The organism is Flavobacterium sp. U410 (assembly GCF_053570605.1).
In genome coordinates, this window is sequence record NZ_JBSEFI010000005.1 from 169,563 (window position 1) to 194,148 (window position 24,586).

A 24,586-nucleotide genomic window follows, 5' to 3' on the forward strand; every position below is an offset into this window, starting at 1 on the left:
ATGGCAAAAAAAATCAGAATTCTAAGCTTAGATGGCGGTGGCATCCGAGGCATTATAACTTGTGTTATTTTGCGTTATATTGAAGAACAATTGCAAAAAATTGACCATCCAAACGCAAAAATCGGTGATTATTTTGATTTGATTGCCGGAACCAGTACGGGAGGTCTGTTAACCGCCATTTTATTATTTCCCGACAACACTGGTAATGCAAAATTCTCTGTTGAAGAAGCCTTGGACCTTTATGCAAAAAAAGGAAGTTCCATTTTTAATGTTTCTTTTTGGGAAGGAATCATCAATCCATTTGGACTATTTAATGAAAAAATCTCTCAGAAAAACTTAGAAAAACAATTGGAAGACGTTTTTAAATCTTTACAATTAAAAGACTTAACAAAGCCTTGCTTAATTACATCTTATGATATCAATCAGCGAAAAGCCAAACTTTTTTGTAGTCACGAAGCACATTCTTCTTTAGAAAATTTTTTCGTCAAAGATGTTTGTCGGGCAACTAGTGCCGCTCCGACCTACTTTGAACCGGCAAAAATAAAATCTTTATACGGACAAGAGTTTGTACTGATCGATGGAGGTGTTTTTGCCAATAATCCGGCTTTAAGCGCTTATGCAGAAGCTCGTAAAATTCCTTTTTCAGAAGTGCTACGCGATGATTTAAAACCGGATTATCCCGATATTAATGATATTATCTTGGTTTCTATAGGAACCGGAGAAGTATTCAAATCCTATACGTTTGAAAAATTTGAAAATGCCGGAAAAATAAAATGGATCTCGCCTTTAATTGACATTCTGTTATCGTCCAATGCGGAAACTGTAAATTATTTATTAACTAAAATCTATGGAACTCTAGGTCCTCGAAATCGAAAAAATTACTATCGATTAATGCCTCAGCTCAAAAATGCCTCTTCAGATATGGATGACACCTCACAAAAAAACATCTTTGAACTGATACAGGCCGGATTATATTATGTGGATCAAAACAGAGGCACTTTAGACGAAATCGCTAAAAAACTGGTGAAAAACAAATAAGCATAAAAAAACAGCTCTTGGGCTGTTTTTTTATAAATATCATCACTCTTATTTTCCATTAAAAGTGTTCATCGTATTATTCAACCCTGCTAAGGCAAAAGACTTAACAACTTCTGAGGCAGTTTGAAGCCTTTCTTGAAGTTTTTCTTTTTCTTCATCACTCCATTCCCCTAAGACATAATCAATTTGTTGTCCTTTTTTAAATGCGTCACTAATTCCAAATCTAAATCTCGGATATTCTGAAGTATTCAGTAATAATTGAATGTTTTTTAATCCGTTGTGACCGCCATCACTTCCTTTTCCTTTTATTCGGATTGTTCCGAAAGACAAATTTAAATCGTCTGTTATAATTAAAATATTCTCTTTCGGAATATTTTCTTTTTCCATCCAATAGTTAACTGCTTTTCCGCTTAAGTTCATGTAAGTATTGGGTTTCAGTAAAAGAAGTGTTCTCCCCTTAACTTTTAACTCCGCAATATCACCTAGTTTAGCTGTAGTAAAATCTATATTTTCTGTTTTAGCTAAATAATCTAAAACTTTGAAGCCAATGTTATGTCGTGTATTTACATATTCTGACCCGATGTTTCCTAAACCGACAATTAAAAACTTTTTCATTGCTGTTTTTTGTTGTGAAGTTAAATAAAGAAGTTATTGCAAACAAAAAAAGACTGTTGTGCAACAGTCTTTTCTTTCGTACCGCGGGTGGGAATCGAACCCACACTCCGAAGAACACGAGTTTGAGTCGTGCGCGTCTACCAATTCCGCCACCGCGGCTTCTGAAATTGTGAGTGCAAATGTAATTCTTTTTTCAAAAAGAACAACTAAAAAGCTTAAAAAAATCTTTCAGTGTCAAAAATTATTTCTAAATTTGCAGCCTGATAATTTCAGAACAACACTAACTAACTACTAAACAAATAATTAAAATGTCATTCAACGAACCGGAAGCAAAGATATTTGCATGTTCTCAGAGTGTATATTTAGCGGAGAAAATAGCTGATGCTTATGGAGTGCCGCTAGGTAAAGTTACGTTCTCAACATATAGTGATGGAGAATTCCAACCTTCTTTTGAAGAATCAATTAGAGGATTACGAGTTTTCTTAGTTTGTTCAACTTTTCCAAGTTCAGACAACTTAATGGAATTGTTGTTAATGATTGATGCCGCTAAGCGTGCTTCAGCTCGTCATATTACAGCAGTCATCCCTTATTTTGGTTGGGCAAGACAAGATAGAAAAGATAAACCAAGAGTTCCGATCGGAGCTAAATTGGTGGCAAAACTTTTAGAATCGGCAGGCGCAACAAGAATTATGACTATGGATTTACATGCCGATCAGATTCAAGGATTCTTTGAAAAGCCAGTGGATCATTTGTTTGCATCGACAATTTTTTTGCCTTACGTGAAGAGTTTAAACTTAGAAAATTTGACTATCGCTTCTCCTGATATGGGAGGATCAAAAAGAGCGTATGCTTATTCTAAGTTCTTAGAATCAGATGTAGTAGTGTGTTACAAGCAGAGAAAAAAAGCCAATGTTATTGATACTATGGAGCTTATTGGTGATGTGAGAGGAAGAAATGTGATTTTAGTAGATGACATGATTGATACAGGTGGCACTTTAGCAAAAGCTGCCGATGTGATGATCGAAAAAGGAGCATTGAGTGTAAGAGCGATTTGTACTCATCCTATCCTTTCGGGTGATGCTTATGAAAAAATTGAGAAGTCTAGCTTGAAAGAACTTATTGTTACGGATTCTATTCCGTTGAAGAAAGAATCTAGTAAAATTAAAGTGGTTAGCTGTGCTCCTCTTTTTGCAGAAGTAATGCACATGGTGCAGAATAACAATTCCATTAGTGGGAAGTTTTTAATGTAAATTATTATTAATTTTTATATTTTTTTAAATGAAATCAATTACGATTAAAGGATCAGAAAGAGAAAGCGTAGGTAAAAAGGCAACTAAAGCCGTACGTGATGCTGGAATGGTTCCTTGCGTTATTTACGGAGGATCAGAACCAGTACATTTTGTAGCAGATGAAAAAGCTTTCAAAAGTTTAGTTTACACTCCAAACGCACACACTGTTGTAGTTGAGTTGGAAGGTGGGAAAAAAGTTGACTGTATTTTACAAGACATTCAATTTCACCCGTTAAGTGACAAAATTTTACACATTGACTTCTACCGTCTAAGTGAAGATAAAGAAGTGGTTATGGAAGTTCCGGTAAAAGTAACAGGTAAATCTCCTGGTATTATGGCTGGTGGTACTTTACGTTTAAATTTACGTCGTTTAAAGGTAAAAGCTTTGCCTAAAAACTTACCTGACTTTGTAGAAGCAGATATTACTCCGCTTGAAATGGGTAACAGATTGTATGTAACTAAATTAGTTGCTAATGATTTTAAAATTATGCACCCGGATAATACTGTAGTATGTCAAGTTAAGATTTCTCGTGCTGCTATGAAAGCTGCTCAAGAGGCTGCTAAAGCTGAAAAATCTGCAAAAGGTGGTAAAAAGAAATAATTTTAAAAAGTTATTATACCAAAAAAGGGAAGCAATTGCTTCCCTTTTTGTTTATTTCAATTTAGCTCGCTTATTTCTGGCCTTTTCTAAATCTTCATTAAGATCCTTTATTTCCTTTTCCCTTTTAGCAATTTTTTCGTTGATCTTTTGTTTGTCTTCTTCGGTTAATTTGTTTTTAGTCTTATCTTTTTCTAGCTTTTTTTGGTAATCTTCAATATCCTCTTTTCTATCCTTGATCTTTTTATCTAGTTTATCAATATTTTTATCAGCTTCTTCTATTTTTTTCATTTTTTTAGCGGCCTTTTCTTGTTCTTTTTCTGCAGCTTTCAACGCTTTTTCAGCATTTTTCCTGTCTTTTTCCATTTTCTTTTGCTGTGCGATCAATTCCTTTTGCTGTTTAATCGCTTGCTTGTCTTCCTGAGCCTTTGAAAATTGTATAGTCAATAAGGTTATTAAAATTAATAAATAGGTTTTCATTACATTCAATTTTAGTTACTTTTACACAAATGTACTAAATAAAGCACAATGAAATACCGACAAATCTTACTCTTTTCCCTATCTGTTTTGTTTTTAAACTCTTGTCGAGAAGGCATACATGAAGATCAAACAGAAATGGAAACTCTGACAATTGAAGATGGTAATTCAGGAAATTTAAATGCCGTTTTTGATTACTTACCTACTTCCACAACACAAACTATTTATCATCATGAAGCTTACAGTTTTTCGTATCATGAAGCTTATGAACAATCCGAATGGGTAGCTTATACATTAGAAAATGAAGATCTAAACAATCTTAATTATAAACGACCTTATTTTAACCAAGATCCTATTGTAAAAACGAAATCAGCTGACTGGAGGAACTATAAGAACTCCGGATACAATAAAGGCCATTTATGCCCTGCAGGAGACCGAAAAAAGAATCTAAAAGAATATGAAGAAACTTTCTTTACTTCGAATATATCGCCTCAGAGATACGAATTCAATTCGGGTGTATGGAATAGACTGGAACAAAAAGTTCGCTATTGGGCAGAAAAATATAATGGCATTTATGTGATTACAGGAGGTGTTCTAAGCGATAACTTAAAAACTATCGGGTATGAAAAAGTAGCTGTACCTAATTACTTTTATAAAGTTCTGCTTACTAAGGATAAAAAAAGAATGATTGCTTTTCTTGTCCCTCATAAAGATTCTGAAAGGGCGCTATATGAATTTGTAATCTCTGTTGATGATCTAGAAAAATTAACCGGAATAGACTTTTTCCCTCAATTAGATGATTCCGTTGAAAATAAAATGGAACAAGAATCAAGTTATAAAGAATGGAGCTTTTAACTTGAACTACCACTCATTTACCTTGTTGGCATCTAATTTAATGAATACAAAAAGCATAATGGTAAAAGCCCATAAACTTGATCCTCCATAAGAAAAGAAAGGTAAAGGCACCCCAATAGTTGGAAACAGCTTAATAAGCATGGCTATATTGACAAAAAAATGGATAAAAAGATAAGTAGCAACACAGTAGCCATAAACTCTGCTGAATTTTGTTTTTTGATGTTCCGCCAAATATATAATTCGTAAAAACAAGGTCAGAAAAAGTAAAATTACAACGGAGCTGCCCGCAAATCCCCATTCTTCTCCAACCGTCGTAAAAATATAATCTGTATGCTGTTCAGGCACGAATCCTCCTTTTGTTTGTGTTCCTTCCAAATAGCCTTTTCCTGTAAGCCCTCCGGAACCAATAGCAATCATAGATTGATTAAGATTATATCCTTCTTTCTTCATATCTACATTGTCACCTATTAAAACATCAATTCTGTCTTTCTGATGAGGTTCTAAGACATTGTTGTACATATAGTTCACAGAATAAACAAAACCTGCTACAACAATGCATACAAAAGCATAAACAAAAGGATTTCTCGAAATTTTTTTATTATTTATAAAATGTAAGATCGTAAGTAATAGAAAACCTATAACGATGTAAAGAGGATTAATTAGTAAAGCTAAGAAGAACAGAACTAAAGCAGTAACCCCTGATATTAAATACCATCCGGGTAATCCTTCTCTATACAATACGAAAACAAGAGCTAAAAAAATCATGGCACTCCCTGCATCGGGTTGTAACATAATCAATAATACAGGTAACCCAATGATTCCAAAAGCAATTAATTGATGTCTCCAAAGCTTTAAATTAATCTGTGAATAGCTCAAATACTTTGCTAATAATAAGGCTGTTGCTGTTTTTACAAATTCTGAAGGTTGAAATCCAAACCCTCCGAATTGATACCAATTGGTTTGTCCTTTTATCGTTTTTCCGAAAACAAAAAGTCCTAGTAAAAGGAGTATTCCTAGTCCATAGAATACAAAGGAAAGCCGTTCAAAAATCTTAGCGTCTAAAAATAATATGATTAAAATTAATGGAATAGACAAAGAAATGAAGAGCATTTGCCTTCCGTAGGTTTGATTTAAATCAAAAATTGGTGTTGGTTCAAGTGGTAAAGAAGCAGAGTAAATAGTCATCCATCCCATGCCTACTAAAATAACATAAAGCAAGATAGTTAACCAGTCAATTCCTCTATTTACATTCCTTGATGAACTCATTCTTGATTTTCCTCCTCTTTTTTAGCTTCTTTGTTAACATTATTTGTTGTTGTCGCAACCGCAGTATTATTTATTGTGGTATTACCAGTGGCCGTTCTTCCGTAAATTATATTCTCAAGCTTTTGATATTCGTCCTGAATAGAACCTTTCAACATGCGATCTTCCAAGTCTTTCCTAGTGATTTTACCTTTAATGTATTTCTCTACCATTAAGGTTGCAATAGGTCCGGCCCAACGGCTTCCCCAATATCCGTTCTCAATAAAAACAGCAATGGCAATTTTAGGATTGTCTTTTGGTGCAAAAGCTACGAAAATAGAGTGATCCTGCAATTTATAAGTAACTCCACCAACTCGTATTTTGTTTTCTGCAGTTCCTGTTTTTCCACAAATTTGAAGACTATCTACTTTTAAAGCCGAAGCTGTTCCTACGTTGTAAACATCAGCTAAACCTTGAACTACGGGTTCAAAATATTTTTTATCAATAGAAGTTACATGTTTGGTTGTAAATTTCTTGTCAAGCTCTTGTCCTTTAATCTGTTTAACAATGTGAGGCGTATAATAGTAGCCTCTGTTGGCTACAGCTGCCATCATATTAGCTAATTGAATAGGTGTCGTTAAAATCTCTCCCTGTCCAATAGCGTTCGAAATAATGTAAGAACTTCTAATTGGAGCTCCTTTATACACTCTTTTATAGAGTTTAGAGTCAGGAACAAGACCTTTAGCACCAATTGGCATATCGGTTCCTAAAAACTGCCCTAAACCGAAGCTTTTAACGTGATTAGCCCAAGTATCTACACTTTCAAAAGAGTTAGGGTATTTTTCTATAGTTCTTTTGTATGCATTACCAAAATAACTATTACAAGATTTATAAATGCCATTATTCAACTGAAGAACGTGTAACCCACAGTGGCATGCCATAAATCGACCAAAATTAGCCCCATGATTACAATAAAAAGTAGTATGCTCATCTATTACCTGTTCTTGCAAACCAATTAATCCAGTTAAAATTTTAAAAGGCGATCCCGGAGGATAAGAGGCTAATAAAGCCCTGTCATATAGAGGCTTTGCAATGGAATCATAATACAAAGCTGTATAGTTTTTAGAACGTTGCCGTCCTACTAGAAGTGCTGGGTCATAAGTAGGCGCTGAAATTAAAGCTAAAATTTCACCGGAACTCGGTTCGATAGCCACAATTCCACCGCGTTTGTTCACCATTAATTTGGTGCCGTATTCTTGTAGAGCAGCGTCAATGGTTAAAGTCAGATCTTTTCCTTGTTGAGAAATAGTATCAAACTTTCCTTCTTTGTATGGTCCAATAATTTTATTATGCTTATCGCGCAATAGATATTTAACCCCTTTTACTCCTCGTAATACTTCTTCGTACTCTCTTTCAAGACCTTGTTTTCCTATTAAATCTCCACTGTTGTAGTAAGGATTTGCCTTAATCCCCGCGTCATTTACTTGAGCAATAAATCCAAAAATATTGGCTCCAAAATTCACTTGGTAATCTCGAAGTGCTCTTTTTTGAGTATAAAACCCTTCAAATTTTCGTTCTTTCTCTTGAAAAGCGGCATATTCTCGTTTGTTCAATTGCGGAATAAAGACAGAAGGAAGTCTTCTGCTGTACTTAATGGCTTTCGCTATCTTTTTGTCAAAATCTTGTTTAGTAACCCCTAATAATTTACACAATTCTAATGTGTCAATATTTTTCATTTCATTGGGAACCACCATAATATCATATGAAGGCTGATTGGCCACCAAAAGCTTACCGTTTCTATCATAGATATAGCCTCGCTCCGGAAAGTCAAATTCTTTTTTTATGGCATTATTCTCAGATTGTAGTTTAAAAGACTCATCGATTACTTGTAAGTAAAAAAGCTTAACAAGCAATAATATAACTGCAGCAATTATTAATCCGGGTAAAAGAAATTTTCTCATCGTTTATTTGGCTTTATCAAATAGATAATTAAAAGACTAACGATAAACGTGAATAGCGTAGTGGTTACTGTTTTCCAAATAATGTCTAAAAATAAATTCAATCGGAAAAACTCCAACAAAAATAATACCAAGTGATGTATAAAGATCGATAAAATTAAAAAGGTTATGCGTTCCGAAGAAATCTTGTCGGCAATTTTAATGGTTTGATATTCATAACTTAAACCAAAAGAAAAACGAAACAATGAAGGTCTTACAAAAGCCAAAACAACAGATGCTGCCGCATGAATTCCTCCTGAGTCCAGAAACATATCTAAAAAAAGCCCCAACAGAAAAGAAGTAAGCAATAAAATACTTCTGTTTCCATTAACGGGATAAAGCAAAATAAACAACAAATAAGGATATGGATTTAGAAATCCAAACAAGTTGATGTTCTTAAAAAGCAACACTTGTAAGAATAACAAAACGAAAAATCGAATTATGTTTTCTAAAAATATATTCACAAACGTTATTTATTAGATTGGGTTTGGGCTTCCAAAGCTTCTTTTTCTGTTTTTAATTTATTTTCGATGATATAAACATACCCTAATGCCGTCATGTCATTAAACAAACGTACATTAATGGTGTAATAGTTGGTTTTTTTATCAATGAAAACTTTATCAATCTTACCAATGGGAATATTTTCAGGAAAAATTTCCGAATCGGCCCCTGTTACAATAGAGTCTCCTTTTCGCAAAGAAGCTAGTCTTGGAACATCAATCAGCTGAACATACCCTACATTTTTTCCGTCCCAAATCAGTGAACCGAAATGATCCGAATTTTTGATTTTAGCATTAATTCTCGATTTGGTATTCAAAACACTTAAAACGGTTGAGAAATTCTTAGATGTTCTTTCTACGATTCCGACAATTCCCTTATCATTCATAACACCCATATCAGTTTTTATGCTGTCTCTTGCTCCAATATTGAGCGTTAGATAGTTTTCTTTTGTGTTAAATTGGTTTTTAACTACTTTCGCTTTACGAATCGAAAATTTATCGTGTTCTCTAACGACAATATCTTTGATGTTAAGCAACGTATCTTTCTTATTGAACAGCAACTCTTTCAAGCGTGCATTTTCTTCCGCTAAATCACTGTTTTTATTTTTCAGACTTAAATATTCGTTCATGGAATTAATGTTTTCATAAATTCCTCCGGTAACTGCATTAGCCGAATTAATATACTCGCTTCTATGATACGAATGCGATTTTATAGTAAGGATTAAGCTAATGCCCAAAAGCAGCAAAAACAGCATACGATAGCTGTTTTTTATAAAGAAATTTATGATTTGCTGCATGAACTATTTTTTATTTGATCAAGATACTTTTGAAACGATTAATATTTTTTAGTGCAATTCCGGTACCTCTTACTACGGCTCTAAGCGGATCTTCGGCAATGTAAACCGGCAAATCGGTTTTTAGTGAAATTCTTTTGTCTAAACCTCTTAGCATAGAACCACCACCTGCTAAATAAATACCAGTATTATAAATATCGGCCGCTAATTCCGGTGGCGTTTGTGACAACGTTTCCATTACGGCATCTTCCACCCTTTGAATCGATTTGTCTAAGGCTTTTGCAATTTCGCGATAAGAAACATCGACTTGTTTTGGCTTACCGGTCAATAAATCTCTACCTTGAACGGACATTTCCTCTGGTGGACTATCTAAATCTTCAGTAGCGGCACCAATTTGAATTTTAATTTTTTCGGCTGTAGTTTCTCCCACAAATAAATTGTGTTGGGTTCTCATGTAGTAGATAATATCATTTGTGAAAACGTCACCGGCAATTTTAACCGATTTATCACAAACAATACCTCCTAATGCAATAACCGCAATTTCGGTAGTACCACCTCCAATATCAACAATCATGTTACCCTTTGGCTGCATAATATCGACACCAATACCGATAGCAGCAGCCATAGGTTCATGAATTAAATATACTTCTTTACCATTTACACGTTCCGCTGATTCTTTTACCGCACGCATTTCCACTTCGGTAATCCCGGAAGGAATACAAATAACCAAACGGAGCGCCGGTGTAAATAATTTTTTCTTTAAAGCCGGGATGCTTTTGATAAACATTTGAAGCATTTTTTCTGAAGCATCAAAGTCAGCAATAACACCATCTTTCAAAGGACGTATGGTTTTGATGTTTTCATGCGTTTTCCCTTGCATCATATTTGCCTCTTTACCAACAGCTATAATTTTCCCCGTTATCCTATCACGAGCAACAATTGACGGACTGTCAATTACCACTTTGTCATTGTGAATAATCAAGGTATTTGCGGTTCCAAGGTCAATGGCGATGTCCTCGGTCATGAAATCAAAAAATCCCATACTAATTTTCCAGGGTTTTAAAGTTAATATTTTCTAATTAACAAAATTAATAAAATTAATGTTTAAAATGACGCGTTCCTGTAAATACCATTGCTATATTATTTTCATTGCAATAGTTGATACTTAATTCGTCTTTTATAGAACCACCTGGTTGAATTACAGCTTTTATTCCTGCGTTGTCTGCAATTTCCACACAATCCGGGAAAGGGAAGAATGCATCACTGGCCATTACAGCTCCTTTTAAATCAAAATTAAAAGAATTTGCTTTTTCAATAGCTTGTCTTAGTGCATCTACTCTTGAAGTTTGGCCCGTTCCGGAAGCACAAAGCTGTCCGTCTTTAGCTAAAACAATAGTGTTAGATTTGGTGTGTTTGCAAATTTTAGACGCAAATAATAGGTCATCAATTTCAACTTCAGTTGGTGCTAGTTTTGTAACGACAGTTAATTGTTCTTTATTGTCTGCTACATTGTCTTTTTCTTGAACTAAAATTCCGTTTAAGCAAGTTCTTACTTGTTTTTCAGGAAGTGTTACGTTATGTTGTACTAAAATGATTCTGTTTTTCTTTTCTTTTAGTAAATCTACTGCTTCTTGATCAAAAGAAGGAGCAATGATTACTTCACAAAATAAAGAATGAATTTCTTCTGCTGTTGCCAAATCAATATTTCCATTAGCAATTAAAACACCGCCAAAAGCACTTGTCGGATCGCCCGCTAAAGCATCCGCATAAGCTTCTTTCATGGTAGAACGAGTGGCAACACCACAAGCATTGTTGTGTTTTAAGATAGCAAAGGTAGGTGAATCATATTTGAATTCGCTAATTAAATTAACCGCAGCGTCAACATCTAATAAATTGTTGTATGATAATTCTTTACCGTTTAATTTGGTAAATATTTCGTCAAAATTACCGAAGAAGAATCCTTTTTGGTGTGGATTTTCTCCATAACGAAGCGTTTGTCCATTAGCAAAGCTAGCTTTAAAATAGGTATCGTCAGTATTGAAATAATTAAAAATAGCCGTATCGTAGTTAGAAGAAACGTGGAACGCTTTCGTTGCCAATACTTTTCTTTGTTCCAAAGTCGTTGCGCCTTTTTCTTGAAGGTAAAAATCTAAAAACAAAGCATATTCTTCAACAGAAGCAACAATTACCGTATCTTTGAAATTTTTAGCAGCTGCTCTAATTAGAGAAATTCCTCCTATATCAATTTTTTCAATAATATCAGCTTCGCTTGCTCCGGAAGCAACTGTTTTTTCGAATGGATATAAATCAACAATCACTAAATCAATTTGCGGAATATTGTATTCTTCCATTTGTTGCACATCGCTTGGATTGTCTTGTCTGTTCAAAATTCCTCCAAAGATCTTTGGGTGTAAAGTTTTCACTCTTCCTCCTAAAATTGACGGATAAGAAGTTACATCTTCAACCGCTACAACAGGGATTCCTAATTCTTTAATAAAAGCTTCTGTTCCACCTGTAGAATAGATAGTTACATTTTTTTGATGTAATGCTTTAACGATAGGTTCCAGTCCTGTTTTGTCGAATACCGAAATTAAGGCTGATTGAATTGTTTTTGTTGCGTTCATTGTGTTGTTTTATTTAAGCTGCAAAAGTAGTTATTGTTGTGTGTACTTTCAAAATTAATAGTTTGATTTTCTTTTATTTTTTGTAACAAAAAGGCAATTATTTCTACTTATGAACAATAAATGTAGTTTATGCTTTTATATTTAAGGTTATTAAAGGAAAGTTTAAGTTTTGCTCTGAATGCATTACGCAATAACAAACTACGTACATTATTATCCTTATTAGGAGTAACTGTAGGTATTTTTTCAATTATTGCTGTTTTAGCAGCAGTGGATTCTATGGACAAAAAAATCAAAGAGGATTTAAGCGATATGGATTTAAATACCATATACTTGCTTCGGTTTTCTTTTGGACCTTCCGATGTACCGAGATGGAAAAGAGAGCAGTTTCCTGATGTCACTTATGAAGAATATGAATATTTAAGAAGATCTGTTCCTGATATTGATAAAATTTCCTTTAATCTTTTTACGCGAAATGAAAATATCAAATATGAAGATAAGACTGTTAGTTCCATTCGTATTAAACCTTCTACTGACGAATTCATTGATATAGAGCCGATAAAAGTTGAAAAAGGACGTTTTTTTAACGAATCAGAATCCAACTCGGGTGTTCCGGTTATTATTATCGGAAGCGAAGTTGCTACCGGTTTGTTTGGCGAAGTGGATCCTTTAGGCAAAAAAGTGCGATTGTATGGACAGAAGTTTACAGTCGTTGGTGTTCTGAAAAAGGAAGGAGAAGGAATGTTTGGCGACAGTAATGACGTTGCCGTGTTTTTCCCGGTTAATTTTTTGAGAAGAATGTATGGTGATAATAGTGATATGTTGACACCGGCCATCATTATGAAACCTAAAAAAGATGTTGATATTGATGAATTTAAAGCAACCGTATCTCAAAAATTAAGAACATTTAGAGGGTTGCGACCTGACGAAATGAATAACTTTTTCATGAATGTTCTTTCCGGTTTCACTGACTTCATTGATAATATTGTAGGGCAGATGAACTTCATCGGATGGATTATCAGTGCTTTTTCGTTACTCGTTGGAGGATTTGGAATTGCGAATATTATGTTTGTTTCGGTAAAAGAGCGAACAAATCTTATTGGAATTCAAAAGGCTTTAGGCGCTAAAAGACGTTTCATTTTATTCCAATTTTTATTTGAAGCGGTAATCTTATCCATCATTGGAGGAATGGTTGGAATGTTTTTAGTATGGATTTGCGCTGTTGGCTTAAGCTCTGCTTTAGATTTTGAATTTGTATTGAGTACTCAAAACATACTTTTAGGGACAGGTCTGGCCGGATTAATTGGTTTAGTTTCGGGAATTTTACCTGCTATTTCAGCTTCTAAATTAGATCCGGTAGAAGCCATTCGAACAGGAATGTAGTTCTCTTTCTCTTTAGAATAAATATAAAGACAGATTATTAATCTGTCTTTATTATTCCTTTTAGCTCATCCTCTTCTGTAATTCCTCCGGCAAAATTAGTTGCCGTTTGAATTAATGCTAAATGCGAATATGCTTGCGGGAAATTACCCAACAACCGTTTGGTTTTAAAATCAATATCTTCACTAAACAAACCTAAGTGGTTACTATATGACAATAATTGGTTAAAATATTGAATAGCCTTCTTCTTCTCTCCTATTTTAAACAAACTGTCGATAAACCAAAAGCTACAGATGGTAAAAGAAGAGCTTGGTAACCCAAAATCATCTTTATTTTTATAGCGATACATCAAACCATCCTCGCACAAGTCTTTTTCTATCGCTTTAACAGTACTGATATAACGGGAATCATCTGCTCTTACAAAACCATAATTCTGCATCAGAAGTGTTGAAGCATCTAAATCGGAAGAACCGTACGATTGTGTATAGGCTTTTATTTCGTCGTTCCAAGCATTTTTATAAATATCATCATAAATTGCCGCGCGCAATTGTTTCCATTCGCCCAAAGGAGCTGTTTTACGAATCAATTCTGCGATTTTCACCGCTCGGTCTACCGCAACCCAACATAAGAGTTTAGAAAATGTAAAATGACGGTCTTCTGTGCGTAATTCCCAAATTCCTTTGTCAGCTTTTTGCCAGTTTTCTTCCACTACGTGAACAATTCCGGTTACCACGGTCCAAAGTTCTTCACTATTTTCTAAAGTGGTCTCAAAACGGAAAAACTGTTGGTAAATCACTTCCATCAAAATTCCGAAGATATCATTTTGTTTTTGCACATAAGCAGCATTCCCTACCCTAACCGGTTTAGAATTTTCATATCCCGCCAAATGATCTAAGAAATATTCTTCCAATTTTTGTTCACCATTAATTCCATACATGATCTGCATTTTGTCGTTTTTCTCCGGAATAATGTCAATTAGGAAATCCAAAAAGTGTTGGGCAGACGAAGCGTGACCTAATTGGATTAAAACACTCAGCACCATAGAGGCATCGCGAATCCAACAAAAACGATAATCCCAATTTCGAACTTCGCCTATGGTTTCGGGCAACGAAGTGGTTACTGCTGCTAAAACAGCACCCGATTTTTGATAGGTCAAAATCTTTAAAACCAAGGCACTTCTTAAAATCTCATTGTTATAAAACTTGTACGAAGTGGTTCTTTCCGACCAATCTAACCAATATGCATAGGTTCTTTGGTAATGCAATATGCTTCTGTCGATATTTTGAGGTAATAATTTTTCGTAGTAACTCAACACGAGAAAAGATTCTTCAGTTAGTGCAATTTCTTCTTGATTTAAGATAGCATCATAATCAAAATTGGAATATAAATACACCGAATCGTAATCACCTTCTACAGTGTGGCTTTTGATGTAACCATCTTTAACTCGACTAATCGTTTCTTCTTTAGCATAAACCACTTTAGGATTGTAATTGATTTTGAATTTGGGCTTGCCTTTTAAGGGAACCAAATAACGCACAATTAAAACCGGAGCATGTAATTTTCCGTTGTTATCATAATAACGGGGCATAAAATCTCTAACTTCAAAAGTGGCTTCATCACTTTCAAATTTGGTCACCAAAATATTAGTCTTAGGTAAATAATTCTGAGAAATCTTATACGATTTGTCTACTATAAAAGAAAAGTTCCCTCCTTTTTCATCGTCTAGTAATTTAGCAAAAACGGAAGGTGAATCGAATTTTGGAAAACAACACCAATCAATAGATCCTTCTTTAGAAATTAGTGCCGCCGTCATACAATTTCCTATGATTCCATAGTTTAAGTTTTTCATCAATCGGTAAATTTTTACGGGTTTTTAAAAAATTCTTTGTAAATTAAGAAATTATATTTTCATCCTAAAATTTTTTTAATGAAAAACAAAACTATCATTGTATCGAACAGACTTCCTTTAAACGTATCCATCACTAAGCATGAAGACGAAAATGAAATCAAAATTTTACCTAGCGTAGGCGGTTTAGCTACGGGTATGAAATCGATTCATCAGAATTCAGACAGTTTGTGGATTGGTTGGTCAGGAATAGCTTCAGATGATGTCAATGAAGCTACACGCCACGAAATAAATCAAGCCATTCAACAACAAAAATGCGTTTCAGTAGATTTATCACAAGCCGAAGTCGAGGATTTTTATTTTGGTTTTAGCAATGATTTGCTTTGGCCTTTGTTTCATTATTTTACTGAATATTCACATTATGAAGATGAACACTGGGACGCTTATCAAAAGGTGAATCAGAAATTTGCCGACAAGATTTTAGAACATCTAAACGACGGCGATCAAGTTTGGGTTCACGATTATCAATTGTTGTTGTTACCTCAACTTATTAAAAGCGTTAAACCCAAGGTTTCTATTGGTTTCTTTTTACATATTCCTTTTCCTTCATACGAAATTTTCAGGGTTTTACCCAAACGAGAAGAATTGTTGAAAGGAATGTTAGGCGCCGATTTAATTGGTTTCCATAATTACGATTACGAAAGACATTTTATTAGTTCGGTAAGTAGAATTTTGCGTTACGACGTCAATTTCAACACCATTCAAGTAGGCAGACGAAAAGTAAAGATTGATTCGTTTCCGATGGGTATTGATTATGCAAAATTTAGAGATGCTGCCATTGAAAACGCTAATACACCTCAAAAGGAAAAAAGCCAACTCAAAGTAAGATTAGAACAACATCTGGAACTAGGTGATGATGCCAAACTTATTTTATCCATCGATCGATTGGATTACACCAAAGGAATTGCTCAACGTTTACGCGCTTTTGAATATTTCTTGACCAAATATCCTCAGTTTTTGGAAAAAGCCAGACTAGTGATGCTTGCTGTTCCATCGCGAGAAAATGTTCCGCAATACCAACGATTAAAACGAGAAATTGACGAATTAGTTGGGCGAATCAACGGAAAATTCTCAACGGTAAGTTGGACACCGGTTTGGTATTTTTACCGGTCTTTACCTTTTGAGCAACTGATTGACTTGTACACTTCTTGCGAAATTGCACTTTTAACGCCTATTCGCGATGGAATGAATTTAGTTGCCAAAGAATATATCGCTTCGCGAATTGACAAAACCGGAACCCTTATTCTGAGTGAAATGGCCGGAGCAGCACAAGAAATGAGCGAAGCTCTAATTATTAATCCCAACGATTCCAATCAAATCGCTGAAGCTTTGAAAGTTGCTTTTGAAATGCCAAAAGAAGAACAAATGGTACGCAATAAATTTATCCAAAAACGAATTAAACGTTATGATGTGGAAAAATGGGCTTCTGAATTTATGAAATCACTAGAAGCTACACGAGAATTGCAAAAAGAGAAGAAAACTAGATGGCTAGATGAGGTCGAAATGAACAAACTAAAGCAAAATTTTGACACTGCTGAAAACAAAATTTTCTTTCTAGATTATGACGGAACTTTGGTTAACTTTCACCCCGATCCTGAATTGGCTTTGCCTGATTCTGAATTATTTTCCATTCTAGATCAATTACTTCAAAAACAGATTGATTTGGTTATTATTAGTGGAAGAGGAAAAGATTTCTTAGAAAACCAATTTGGCCATCTTCCCTTAACTTTGATAGCAGAACATGGAGTTTGGACCAGAAAAAAAGGAAAAGATTGGGTAGTCAACCAGACATTAAACAACAATTGGATGGATTCAATTCGCCCGATTATTGAAAACTTTGTAGATCGTACTCCGGGTTCGTTCTTAGAAGAAAAAGATTATTCTTTGGTTTGGCACTATCGAAAAACAGATCCTGAATTAGGTGAAATACGTGCCAACGAACTTTCGACTGTTTTAACCGGATTTTTATCAAACCACAACATAGCTGTTCTCAAGGGAAATAAAGCCTTAGAAGTGAAAAACGGTACCGTAAACAAAGGTGCTGCTGCTAACCGACTACTTCATAAAACCTATGATTTTGTTTTTGCCATAGGCGACGACCGAACGGATGAATTTATGTTCCGATTGTTACCTAAAGAAACCATTAGCGTTAAAGTGGGCGAAGAAGATACCAGTGCACGATTTTATATTGAGGATACGGCTAAGGTGAGAGAAATTTTGAGAAAATTTTAACATAAAGGCTGCCTCAGAAAAGAAACAGCCATTATTCTTTATTCTATCTTTTAATCACTTTAAAATTTTGTTGTAAACCATCCCCTTTTATTTTCAGCATATATATTCCGGAAGGAATTTCTGCAAGGTTGATAGAATTCATAATCATTTTTCCTTGTTTTAATTGTTTTCCTGTTAAGTCATACAATTCATAATCTATAACATTGTGTGTACTTAAAAACAATTGATTTTCAAATGGATTGGGATAAACACGTAATGAATTGTCTTGAAAACTTTCGGTTGATAATGCTGCAAAATTAAGTTTAGCAATTTTATAACCTGCTCCTACTGAAGAATCGGCAGAAAAATACAAATCAGTTGCATTAACAACCAATACTTCAGGACTTCCTAAACCTGTTAACACATCAGTTGCAGTTGTTGGTAAGCTAGCCGTGATATCAACTTTAGAAATTTTATTTCCATCAGGTTCCGTAACATATAAATCGCTACCTGTTATGGCTAATTGAAGTGGTTTATTGAGACCTGTTGCCACATCTACAGCTATTGGAGACGGATCGGTAATATCAATCTTGGACACTTTATTTGCTAAAACCTCAGCTATATATAAATCGTTTCCATTTAATACAATTCCCAAAGGTGTATTTAAACCTGAAACCACATCTGTTGTGGTGGTTGGCAAACTAGCGGTAATATCAACTTTAGAAATTTTACCATCGCCTAATTCCGAAATATACAAATCATTTCCACTTAATGCTAAAAATGCAGGTTCGTTTAAACCTGTTACTACATCGACAACCGAAGGGGTTGGGCTTGTTATGTCTATTTTAGAAACCTTATTTTCGGTTGCTTGAGTAAAATATAAATCATTTCCGCTTAATAAAAGTCCTGTAGGTTCATCTAATCCGTTAATGATATTTACAGGTGAAGGATTAGTAACACTAATATCTATTTTAGAGATACTGTTGTCATGACTGTAATACAATTCGTTTCCTACCAATAAAAAGCCTGTTGGCGTTCCATTTAATGGATCTATTACATCTTCTGCTTGAGAAAAAGAAATTGTAGTAAGAAATAATAAAAATAATTGAGTAATTTTTTTCATAGTCCGAGTATTTATGATTAATTTTCCAAAAATACCCCTTGATTCAATATGAAAAAATACTCAGGACTGAGTATTTTTAATGCTCCTCTATTGTGTATGCTTTTAGTTCGTTAAAAGAATTCTGCTTTGTTTTCTTTAAAATTTTTCTTCTATGTGTATCTACTGTATGGCGACTAATAAAAAGTAACTCTCCGATTTCTTTGCTGGTAAACCCTTTCTTAATATGTTCAAAAATTTCTAATTCCTTTTTGGTTAGTAATGAATTAAAATATTGATTAGAAAAATTTCTAGTTAATAAAGTTTCGTACTGATTCTTTTCATTAAGAATTTTTATTGTTCCAATAATAGGCGTTGTATTTCCTTCGCCAATTATAGTATGTTGAGTAACTCCCACAACGGGTTTCCCTTCTTCGTCTAATACAACCGGTAAAGTGTGCGCATAAATGGTTTTATAATTCCCCCAAATTGTTCGTATTCTAAAATTCCACCCATACGTTAAGTTCTTCCTATTGTCTAAAGAAACTTTTTGTAAAGTATAACGCATCATTTCGTGCATCATATTTACCCAAATTATAGCATCATCGGGATGTATAAATTGGTGCCAATATTTAGTTCCTTCTGTTTTCATTTTTTCAGGATCTAAACCCAAATTAGCATGAAATCCTTTGCCTACAAAAGGATAATTTTGCCTTGTAGTATTGGTTACAATAAAATAAGAATTGTGTGCCGGCAAGAAATCATCTATTTCAAGATGTTTTTCAATGTGCTTTTGTAGAAGTGCATTATCATATTCTTCTAAAGATTCAAAAACTTCACTATAAATATTTAAAACTTCATTCTTCAAGGTTAAAAATTTAAATTAAATACTTTTAATACAGCAAAATAACTTTTTTTTACTTCTAATCCAACTTTTTAAAGGTTTTCAAGAAAAACTAAGTCAGTACTTGAAAATAAAAACTACAAAATATATTGATTAGTTATACCTTTGCAGCATGAATTTCAACTACCCAAAAAGCGAAAAACTAAAAAGTCAAACTGTCATTAGCTTGTTGTTTACTGAAGGTAAATCAGTTGCTAAATATCCGTTGCGTTTAGTTTATGTTGAAAACCCAACTTCGGAACAACAGCTTCAAATGGGGGTTTCTGTTTCTAAAAAATACTTCAAAAAGGCCGTTGATCGCAATCGTTTCAAAAGATTACTTCGCGAAACGTACCGTTTAAACAAACACATTTTGAACGAAAATTTAGAAAAGAAATATGCTATGATGTTCTTTTATCAAACGAAAGAGCGTTTATCTTTTCAGGAAATTCAAGAAAAAACCGTTATTCTCTTTAATAAATTAGTAGAAGCCGAAGCCAATTCCTAAAGCTTTTGATTCATTTTTTGTTGAATAATAACTACATTCGTAGTATTAAACCGTGTTGTATGAAAATTAAATTGCCCAAAAAAGTCGTAGTTCCGGCTTTAGCAGCATCTTTTTTATGGATTGGTGTAAGTTTTAAAAACGATTTTTTTGAAATTGCAAAACAAATCGAAATCTTCACGAATACCTTTAAAACCGTTAACCAAAACTATGTTGACGAAACCAATCCCGGCGAGTTGATGGATGTTGCCCTAAAAAGCATGTTAAAGGAACTTGATCCTTATACTGTATTTTTTAGTGAACAAGATGTTTTAAAGTTTAAAATTAACAATACGGGCGAATATACAGGCATTGGTGCTATGGTGCAACGCAAAGAAGGGCGTGTTTTCCTGAAAGAAATTTTCAAAGGATTTCCGGCAGACAAAGCAGGTTTAAAAGCAGGTGATGAAATCATTCAAATTGGGGACATCAAGTTAACCGATTATAATGACGATGCTTCTCAATTGCTGCGCGGATCTAAGAATACCAAAATAGAACTTCAATTTTTAAGACAAGGTCAGAAGAAAAACACGACCTTAGTCTTAGATGAGGTAGAAATTAAAGCTGTTCCTTATTTTGCTATGCTTTCTGATAAAAAAACAGGGTATATTATTCTTTCAAAATTTATTGAAACAGCTAGTAAAGAAACAAAAGCTGCTATTATAAGCTTAAAAGAACAAGGTGCAACTCAGTTAATTTTGGATCTCAGAGGAAATCCGGGCGGATTGCTTCATGAAGCGGTTAATATTTGTAATTTATTTGTTCCGCAAGGCGAAGTTATTGTAACCACCAAATCAAAAAATGTTAAACACAACAACACGTATACTACAAAAAACCAACCTTTAGATTTAGATATTCCGCTGACTATAATTGTAAATGGAAAAAGTGCTTCGGCATCTGAAATTGTTTCCGGTGCATTACAAGATTTGGATAGAGCAGTAGTTATAGGAAGTCGTAGTTTTGGTAAAGGTTTGGTGCAAAGACCACTTAATTTACCTTATGGAACTCAGGTTAAAGTAACCGTTTCTCGTTATTATACACCTTCCGGACGTTGCATTCAAGCTTTGGATTATTCCCGAAAAGATGAAAACGGTAAAGCTATTAAGAAAACGAAAGACGAATTTAACGCTTTTAAAACCAAAGCAGGAAGAATAGTTTATGACGGCGGCGGAATTTCACCGGATATTGTCATTACTGAAAGTAAAACCAGTTCTATTACCGATGCATTAACCAATAACGATGCAATTTTTGATTTTGCAACACAATTGTACTATAAAAATCCGACAGCAACACAATATCCAACGGTTAGTGATGCTGATTTTTCTGCCTTTAAGACCTTTATCAAGCAAGATAAATACAAATTGGATACAGAAACCGAAAAAGCTTTGGAAAATGTGCTGGAAAAAGCTAAAAAAGAACAAATTGATGCTAGCATCACAGCCCAATATGAACAACTGAAACAAGCGTTAAAAAAGAGCGAAGAAACCGAAGTAGAAAAGTATAAAAGTGAAATCAAACGCTTGCTTCAGGAAGAAATTATTATTCGATATGTTTATAAAGAAGGGTTATATAACTATTTCACTCAAAATGCAGCTGAAATTAAAAAAGCGCAAGAGATTCTAAACACGACTTCTGAATACAATAAAATTCTAAAAAAATGATAGTATGAAATTTATTTACAGCTTATTGTTTTTCTGTATTTTTTCAAATCTGATGGCTCAGGAGGAAGAAGTACACTCCATTTATTTTGAATTTGACAAATTCAATTTAAAAGAAGAACAAGCAGAAGCTGTAGTTAAATTTGTTCAAAAATTAGATACATCAAGAGTGGAAACTATTGAAATCTTTGGCTATTGCGATGATAGGGGAAAAGATGAATATAATTATAAATTATCGAATAATAGAGCTAATACCGTAAAAAACAAACTCATTGAAAAAGGAATAAAAAATAAAATTATCATCACTATTGAAGGCAAAGGTCGCGTTTTAATTGATGATGATTTACAAGAAAATATTCCGGAAATTCGATCTAAAAATAGGAGAGTGGATGTAGTTGTCAATTACAAGCCTATAACGGTTGAAGAACTTAAAATTCCGGGAATTTATAATACACTTCCAAAAGACCCTATTGTGGGTGACCGTATTTATCTTGATAAATTATTATTTGACAGAGGAAGCAGCGTGTTAACTCCGGCTTCTAAAAAAGAACTGGATCGTATTGCTAAACTGCTTTTAAAACACAAAAATGTCCGTTTTGAGATTCAGGGACATGTTTGTTGCACACCCAGCTATCACAAGGAAGCTATCGACAGAGGAACAAAAAAAAGAGAATTGTCGACCAATCGGGCTCAAGCGGTTTATAAATACTTAATAATAAAAAAAATAGCCAAAACCCGAATGACATTTAAAGGTTATGGCAACACACAATCGTTAGGAAAAGGACCGCTTTTAGACCGTAGAGTAGAATTGGTCATTACTAAAATTTAATTTTCTTTTTCCAATCGGCTTAACGTTTCTCTTGAAACGCCTAAATAATGAGCGATCATTGTTTTAGAAACTCTTTGAAATAGTTGTGGATATTGTCCCAAAAGCAACTCATATTTTTCCTTTGCCGAATTTTTTAATAATGATAAAACTCTTTTCTGCAAAGCTACATAGCCGCTAAACGCTTTCTGTGCATAAAATAGGTACATTTTCGGAACCTCATCACACATCTTTTTTTTGTTTTCTAATGATAATTCTAAAACCAAACAAGACTCCAACGCCTGAACACATATTTCTCCTTTTTCCTGAACGGAAAAAGCCGGATAATCTGAAACCCACCAATTTTCCATTGCAAATTGAATGATATGTTCTTTCCCTGCATCATCATAAGTAAACGCCTTCAACAAGCCTTCAACAACTAGAAATTCAGAAGTGACTTTTTGACCACCTTCAATTAAAAATTCCTTTTTGGAAACTTGTCTGGGAACAAAATAGGAAAGAATCAATACAAATTCTTCATCTGTAAGTTGTATTATTTCTTCTATGTGTTGACGTAAAAAAGAAGCATATTCCATTTTGTAAAGATACAAAACGAAATATGCTCACAATAACTATTTAATTCCGTAATTATTCTGCTAAAATCTTCTTGATGGCTTCACCAACTCCTTTAGCGGATTGCGGATTTTGACCTGTTACTAACCTTTGATCTACTGTTACATGTACTTGCCATGGTTCTGATTTTTCAAAAACTCCGCCACGTTCAATCAATTTGTCTTCTAACAAGAAAGGTACAACTTCGGTTAATTTTACGATACTTTCTTCTTCATTGGTAAATCCGTTTATTTTTTTTCCTTCTACCAGATATTTTCCATCAGTCAATTTTACGTTTACCAAACCTGCCGGACCATGACAAACCGCTGCGACAACTCCGTTATTTTCATAAACCTCAGCTGTAATTTTTGCAATTTCTTCGTTTAAGGGCAAATCCCACATGGCGCCGTGTCCGCCTGTAAAGAAAATTGCTTTGTATTCTGAAGGATTAACTGCTGAAGGCTTTAAACTATTTGAAATTTTATTGTGATAATAGGTATCTTCCCAAAACTTTTTGTTTGTTGCGTCTTCCAGATCAAAACCGTCTACCGGCGGATTTCCTCCTTTTGGACTTACAAAATCGATTTCATATCCTGCTTCTTTCAACACTTCCCATGGATGAGAAACTTCTCCTAAATAATAACCTGTTTTTTCTCCGGTATTTCCTTTTTCATCGTGGCTGGTTACCACAAATAATATCTTCTCTTTCATTACTTTTTCTCCTTTAGTTTCAACAGTTTCTTTATTTGTGTTTTCTTTTTCTTTACAACCTGTAAATACCAGCGCTAAACACAATGCGCTAAATCCAATATTCTTTATCATTCTACTGCTATTTTATTACTACTTAAAACGTTTTCTAAATGTTCCTGATATTTGTTTACATAATTTTCAATTCGTTCTACTGAACCATTTTTTTCTAAATCATGGAAATGAAAACTGTCCATTTTTTCCATTCCAATAAAAGCATTCATCCTATGAAAACCAAACATTACGCCTTCATCTACCGAACGTTGCTTAAAAAACTCATCGGGCAATGTAAAAGCCGTTTCGGGAGCGTTCCAACTGGTCGTCAATAAATATTTTCTACCTTGAAGTGAACCTCCGGTGCCGTAATTAATCTCCGGATTCTCATTTTTTCTACCATCACTATAGTAGATTCCTTTACGATGTCCTGCTGTTAAAACTAAATCTAAATATTCTTTAAATTTATAAGGCAAACCGAACCACCAAACCGGCGTATGATAAATGACTACATCGGCCCAAACAAATTTTTCGATTTCTTCTTCTAAATTGTAGGGATTATTAATGTCGGTTAGCTGCAATTCAAAACCTTTTTCTACTGTAAAAAAAGTGCTATCTGCTTCTGTAATGGTCTTATTAAACTTTCCTCCCGAATGTGCAAAGTGCTGACCTCCATTGATTACAAAAATTTTCTTCATACTCTTTTATTTTGAGGCAAAGT

At 34.1% G+C, this 24,586-nt stretch carries 23 protein-coding genes and 1 tRNA gene; 9 read left to right on the forward strand and 15 right to left on the reverse strand.

The window, feature by feature from the left end:
• Complete coding sequence (locus ACUSJC_RS05695; RefSeq protein ID WP_449268592.1) at positions 1-1,038, forward strand: patatin-like phospholipase family protein; 1,038 nt, start codon at positions 1-3, stop codon at positions 1,036-1,038.
• A 48-nt stretch (positions 1,039-1,086) separates the two neighbouring features.
• Here ACUSJC_RS05695 and pth read toward each other — a convergent pair whose 3' ends face one another.
• Positions 1,087-1,653 (reverse strand): aminoacyl-tRNA hydrolase, encoded by a 567-nt coding sequence (gene pth / locus ACUSJC_RS05700; protein ID WP_449268593.1) that lies wholly within the window; start codon positions 1,651-1,653, stop codon positions 1,087-1,089.
• Between the two features lie 79 nt (positions 1,654-1,732).
• A tRNA-Leu gene (locus ACUSJC_RS05705) sits at positions 1,733-1,812 on the reverse strand.
• A gap of 149 nt (positions 1,813-1,961) precedes the next feature.
• Here ACUSJC_RS05705 and ACUSJC_RS05710 point away from each other — a divergent pair.
• Together ACUSJC_RS05710 and ACUSJC_RS05715 are read left to right on the forward strand one after the other, a co-directional pair.
• Complete coding sequence (locus ACUSJC_RS05710) at positions 1,962-2,903, forward strand: ribose-phosphate pyrophosphokinase (RefSeq protein WP_449268594.1); 942 nt, start codon at positions 1,962-1,964, stop codon at positions 2,901-2,903.
• 28 nt (positions 2,904-2,931) lie between these two features.
• A complete protein-coding gene (locus tag ACUSJC_RS05715) occupies positions 2,932-3,543 on the forward strand; it encodes a 50S ribosomal protein L25/general stress protein Ctc (protein WP_449268595.1) in 612 nt (203 codons plus the stop codon).
• Between the two features lie 51 nt (positions 3,544-3,594).
• Here the strand turns inward: ACUSJC_RS05715 and ACUSJC_RS05720 are convergent, their stop codons facing one another.
• The gene (locus ACUSJC_RS05720) at positions 3,595-4,020 is read right to left on the reverse strand and encodes a hypothetical protein (RefSeq protein WP_449268596.1); all 426 of its coding nucleotides are present in this window, start codon (positions 4,018-4,020) and stop codon (positions 3,595-3,597) included.
• A gap of 135 nt (positions 4,021-4,155) precedes the next feature.
• Between ACUSJC_RS05720 and ACUSJC_RS05725 the strand changes: the two genes are divergently transcribed.
• On the forward strand, positions 4,156-4,872 hold the full coding sequence (locus ACUSJC_RS05725) for a DNA/RNA non-specific endonuclease (RefSeq protein ID WP_449268597.1): 717 nt from the start codon (positions 4,156-4,158) through the stop codon (positions 4,870-4,872).
• 6 nt (positions 4,873-4,878) lie between these two features.
• On the opposite strand, the gene rodA is transcribed toward ACUSJC_RS05725, so the two are convergent.
• The 6 genes from rodA to purH are packed head-to-tail and all read right to left on the reverse strand — an operon-like array spanning position 4,879 to position 12,029.
• Complete coding sequence (rodA, locus tag ACUSJC_RS05730) at positions 4,879-6,138, reverse strand: rod shape-determining protein RodA (RefSeq protein WP_449268598.1); 1,260 nt, start codon at positions 6,136-6,138, stop codon at positions 4,879-4,881.
• Positions 6,135-8,075 (reverse strand): penicillin-binding protein 2, encoded by a 1,941-nt coding sequence (gene mrdA / locus ACUSJC_RS05735; RefSeq protein ID WP_449268599.1) that lies wholly within the window; start codon positions 8,073-8,075, stop codon positions 6,135-6,137. Before mrdA ends, rodA begins: the two co-directional genes overlap by 4 nt.
• Positions 8,072-8,575, reverse strand: coding sequence for a rod shape-determining protein MreD (locus ACUSJC_RS05740; protein ID WP_449268600.1), 504 nt, complete (start codon positions 8,573-8,575; stop codon positions 8,072-8,074). Before ACUSJC_RS05740 ends, mrdA begins: the two co-directional genes overlap by 4 nt.
• Positions 8,576-8,580: 5 nt before the next feature.
• On the reverse strand, positions 8,581-9,408 hold the full coding sequence (gene mreC, locus ACUSJC_RS05745; protein WP_449268601.1) for a rod shape-determining protein MreC: 828 nt from the start codon (positions 9,406-9,408) through the stop codon (positions 8,581-8,583).
• Positions 9,409-9,418: 10 nt separating this feature from the next.
• A complete protein-coding gene (locus ACUSJC_RS05750) occupies positions 9,419-10,447 on the reverse strand; it encodes a rod shape-determining protein (protein WP_449268602.1) in 1,029 nt (342 codons plus the stop codon).
• Positions 10,448-10,502: 55 nt separating this feature from the next.
• Positions 10,503-12,029 carry a bifunctional phosphoribosylaminoimidazolecarboxamide formyltransferase/IMP cyclohydrolase gene (purH, locus tag ACUSJC_RS05755; RefSeq protein ID WP_449268603.1) on the reverse strand — a complete coding sequence of 509 codons (1,527 nt, stop codon included), beginning with the start codon at positions 12,027-12,029 and terminating at the stop codon, positions 10,503-10,505.
• 129 nt (positions 12,030-12,158) lie between these two features.
• On the opposite strand from purH, the gene ACUSJC_RS05760 reads away from it, so the two are divergent.
• Entirely contained in the window at positions 12,159-13,409 is a 1,251-nt protein-coding gene (locus tag ACUSJC_RS05760; RefSeq protein WP_449268604.1) for an ABC transporter permease, read from the forward strand.
• 37 nt (positions 13,410-13,446) lie between these two features.
• Here the strand turns inward: ACUSJC_RS05760 and ACUSJC_RS05765 are convergent, their stop codons facing one another.
• The gene (locus ACUSJC_RS05765; RefSeq protein ID WP_449268605.1) at positions 13,447-15,255 is read right to left on the reverse strand and encodes a glycoside hydrolase family 15 protein; all 1,809 of its coding nucleotides are present in this window, start codon (positions 15,253-15,255) and stop codon (positions 13,447-13,449) included.
• Between the two features lie 78 nt (positions 15,256-15,333).
• On the opposite strand from ACUSJC_RS05765, the gene ACUSJC_RS05770 reads away from it, so the two are divergent.
• Positions 15,334-17,544, forward strand: coding sequence for a bifunctional alpha,alpha-trehalose-phosphate synthase (UDP-forming)/trehalose-phosphatase (locus tag ACUSJC_RS05770; RefSeq protein ID WP_449268606.1), 2,211 nt, complete (start codon positions 15,334-15,336; stop codon positions 17,542-17,544).
• A gap of 43 nt (positions 17,545-17,587) precedes the next feature.
• Here ACUSJC_RS05770 and ACUSJC_RS05775 read toward each other — a convergent pair whose 3' ends face one another.
• Positions 17,588-18,646, reverse strand: a complete 1,059-nt coding sequence (locus ACUSJC_RS05775; RefSeq protein ID WP_449268607.1) for a T9SS type A sorting domain-containing protein — start codon at positions 18,644-18,646, stop codon at positions 17,588-17,590.
• 76 nt (positions 18,647-18,722) lie between these two features.
• Positions 18,723-19,490: a LuxR C-terminal-related transcriptional regulator gene (locus ACUSJC_RS05780; RefSeq protein WP_449268608.1), complete on the reverse strand. Its 768-nt coding sequence runs from the start codon at positions 19,488-19,490 to the stop codon at positions 18,723-18,725.
• Between the two features lie 148 nt (positions 19,491-19,638).
• Between ACUSJC_RS05780 and rnpA the strand changes: the two genes are divergently transcribed.
• Genes rnpA through ACUSJC_RS05795 form a run of 3 tightly spaced genes read left to right on the forward strand, consistent with a single transcriptional unit; the run spans position 19,639 to position 22,536 of the window.
• Positions 19,639-20,013 (forward strand): ribonuclease P protein component, encoded by a 375-nt coding sequence (gene rnpA / locus ACUSJC_RS05785; RefSeq protein ID WP_449268609.1) that lies wholly within the window; start codon positions 19,639-19,641, stop codon positions 20,011-20,013.
• A gap of 59 nt (positions 20,014-20,072) precedes the next feature.
• Positions 20,073-21,710, forward strand: a complete 1,638-nt coding sequence (locus ACUSJC_RS05790) for a S41 family peptidase (protein WP_449268610.1) — start codon at positions 20,073-20,075, stop codon at positions 21,708-21,710.
• A gap of 4 nt (positions 21,711-21,714) precedes the next feature.
• Positions 21,715-22,536 (forward strand): OmpA family protein, encoded by an 822-nt coding sequence (locus ACUSJC_RS05795; RefSeq protein ID WP_449268611.1) that lies wholly within the window; start codon positions 21,715-21,717, stop codon positions 22,534-22,536.
• Here the strand turns inward: ACUSJC_RS05795 and ACUSJC_RS05800 are convergent.
• The 3 genes from ACUSJC_RS05800 to ACUSJC_RS05810 are packed head-to-tail and all read right to left on the reverse strand — an operon-like array spanning position 22,533 to position 24,563.
• Positions 22,533-23,108, reverse strand: a complete 576-nt coding sequence (locus ACUSJC_RS05800; RefSeq protein ID WP_449268612.1) for a Crp/Fnr family transcriptional regulator — start codon at positions 23,106-23,108, stop codon at positions 22,533-22,535. The two genes, ACUSJC_RS05795 and ACUSJC_RS05800, sit on opposite strands and share 4 nt — an antisense overlap.
• Positions 23,109-23,160: 52 nt before the next feature.
• Complete coding sequence (locus tag ACUSJC_RS05805; protein ID WP_449268613.1) at positions 23,161-23,946, reverse strand: type 1 glutamine amidotransferase domain-containing protein; 786 nt, start codon at positions 23,944-23,946, stop codon at positions 23,161-23,163.
• A complete protein-coding gene (locus ACUSJC_RS05810; protein WP_449268614.1) occupies positions 23,943-24,563 on the reverse strand; it encodes an NAD(P)H-dependent oxidoreductase in 621 nt (206 codons plus the stop codon). Before ACUSJC_RS05810 ends, ACUSJC_RS05805 begins: the two co-directional genes overlap by 4 nt.
• Positions 24,564-24,586 lie beyond the last annotated feature (23 nt).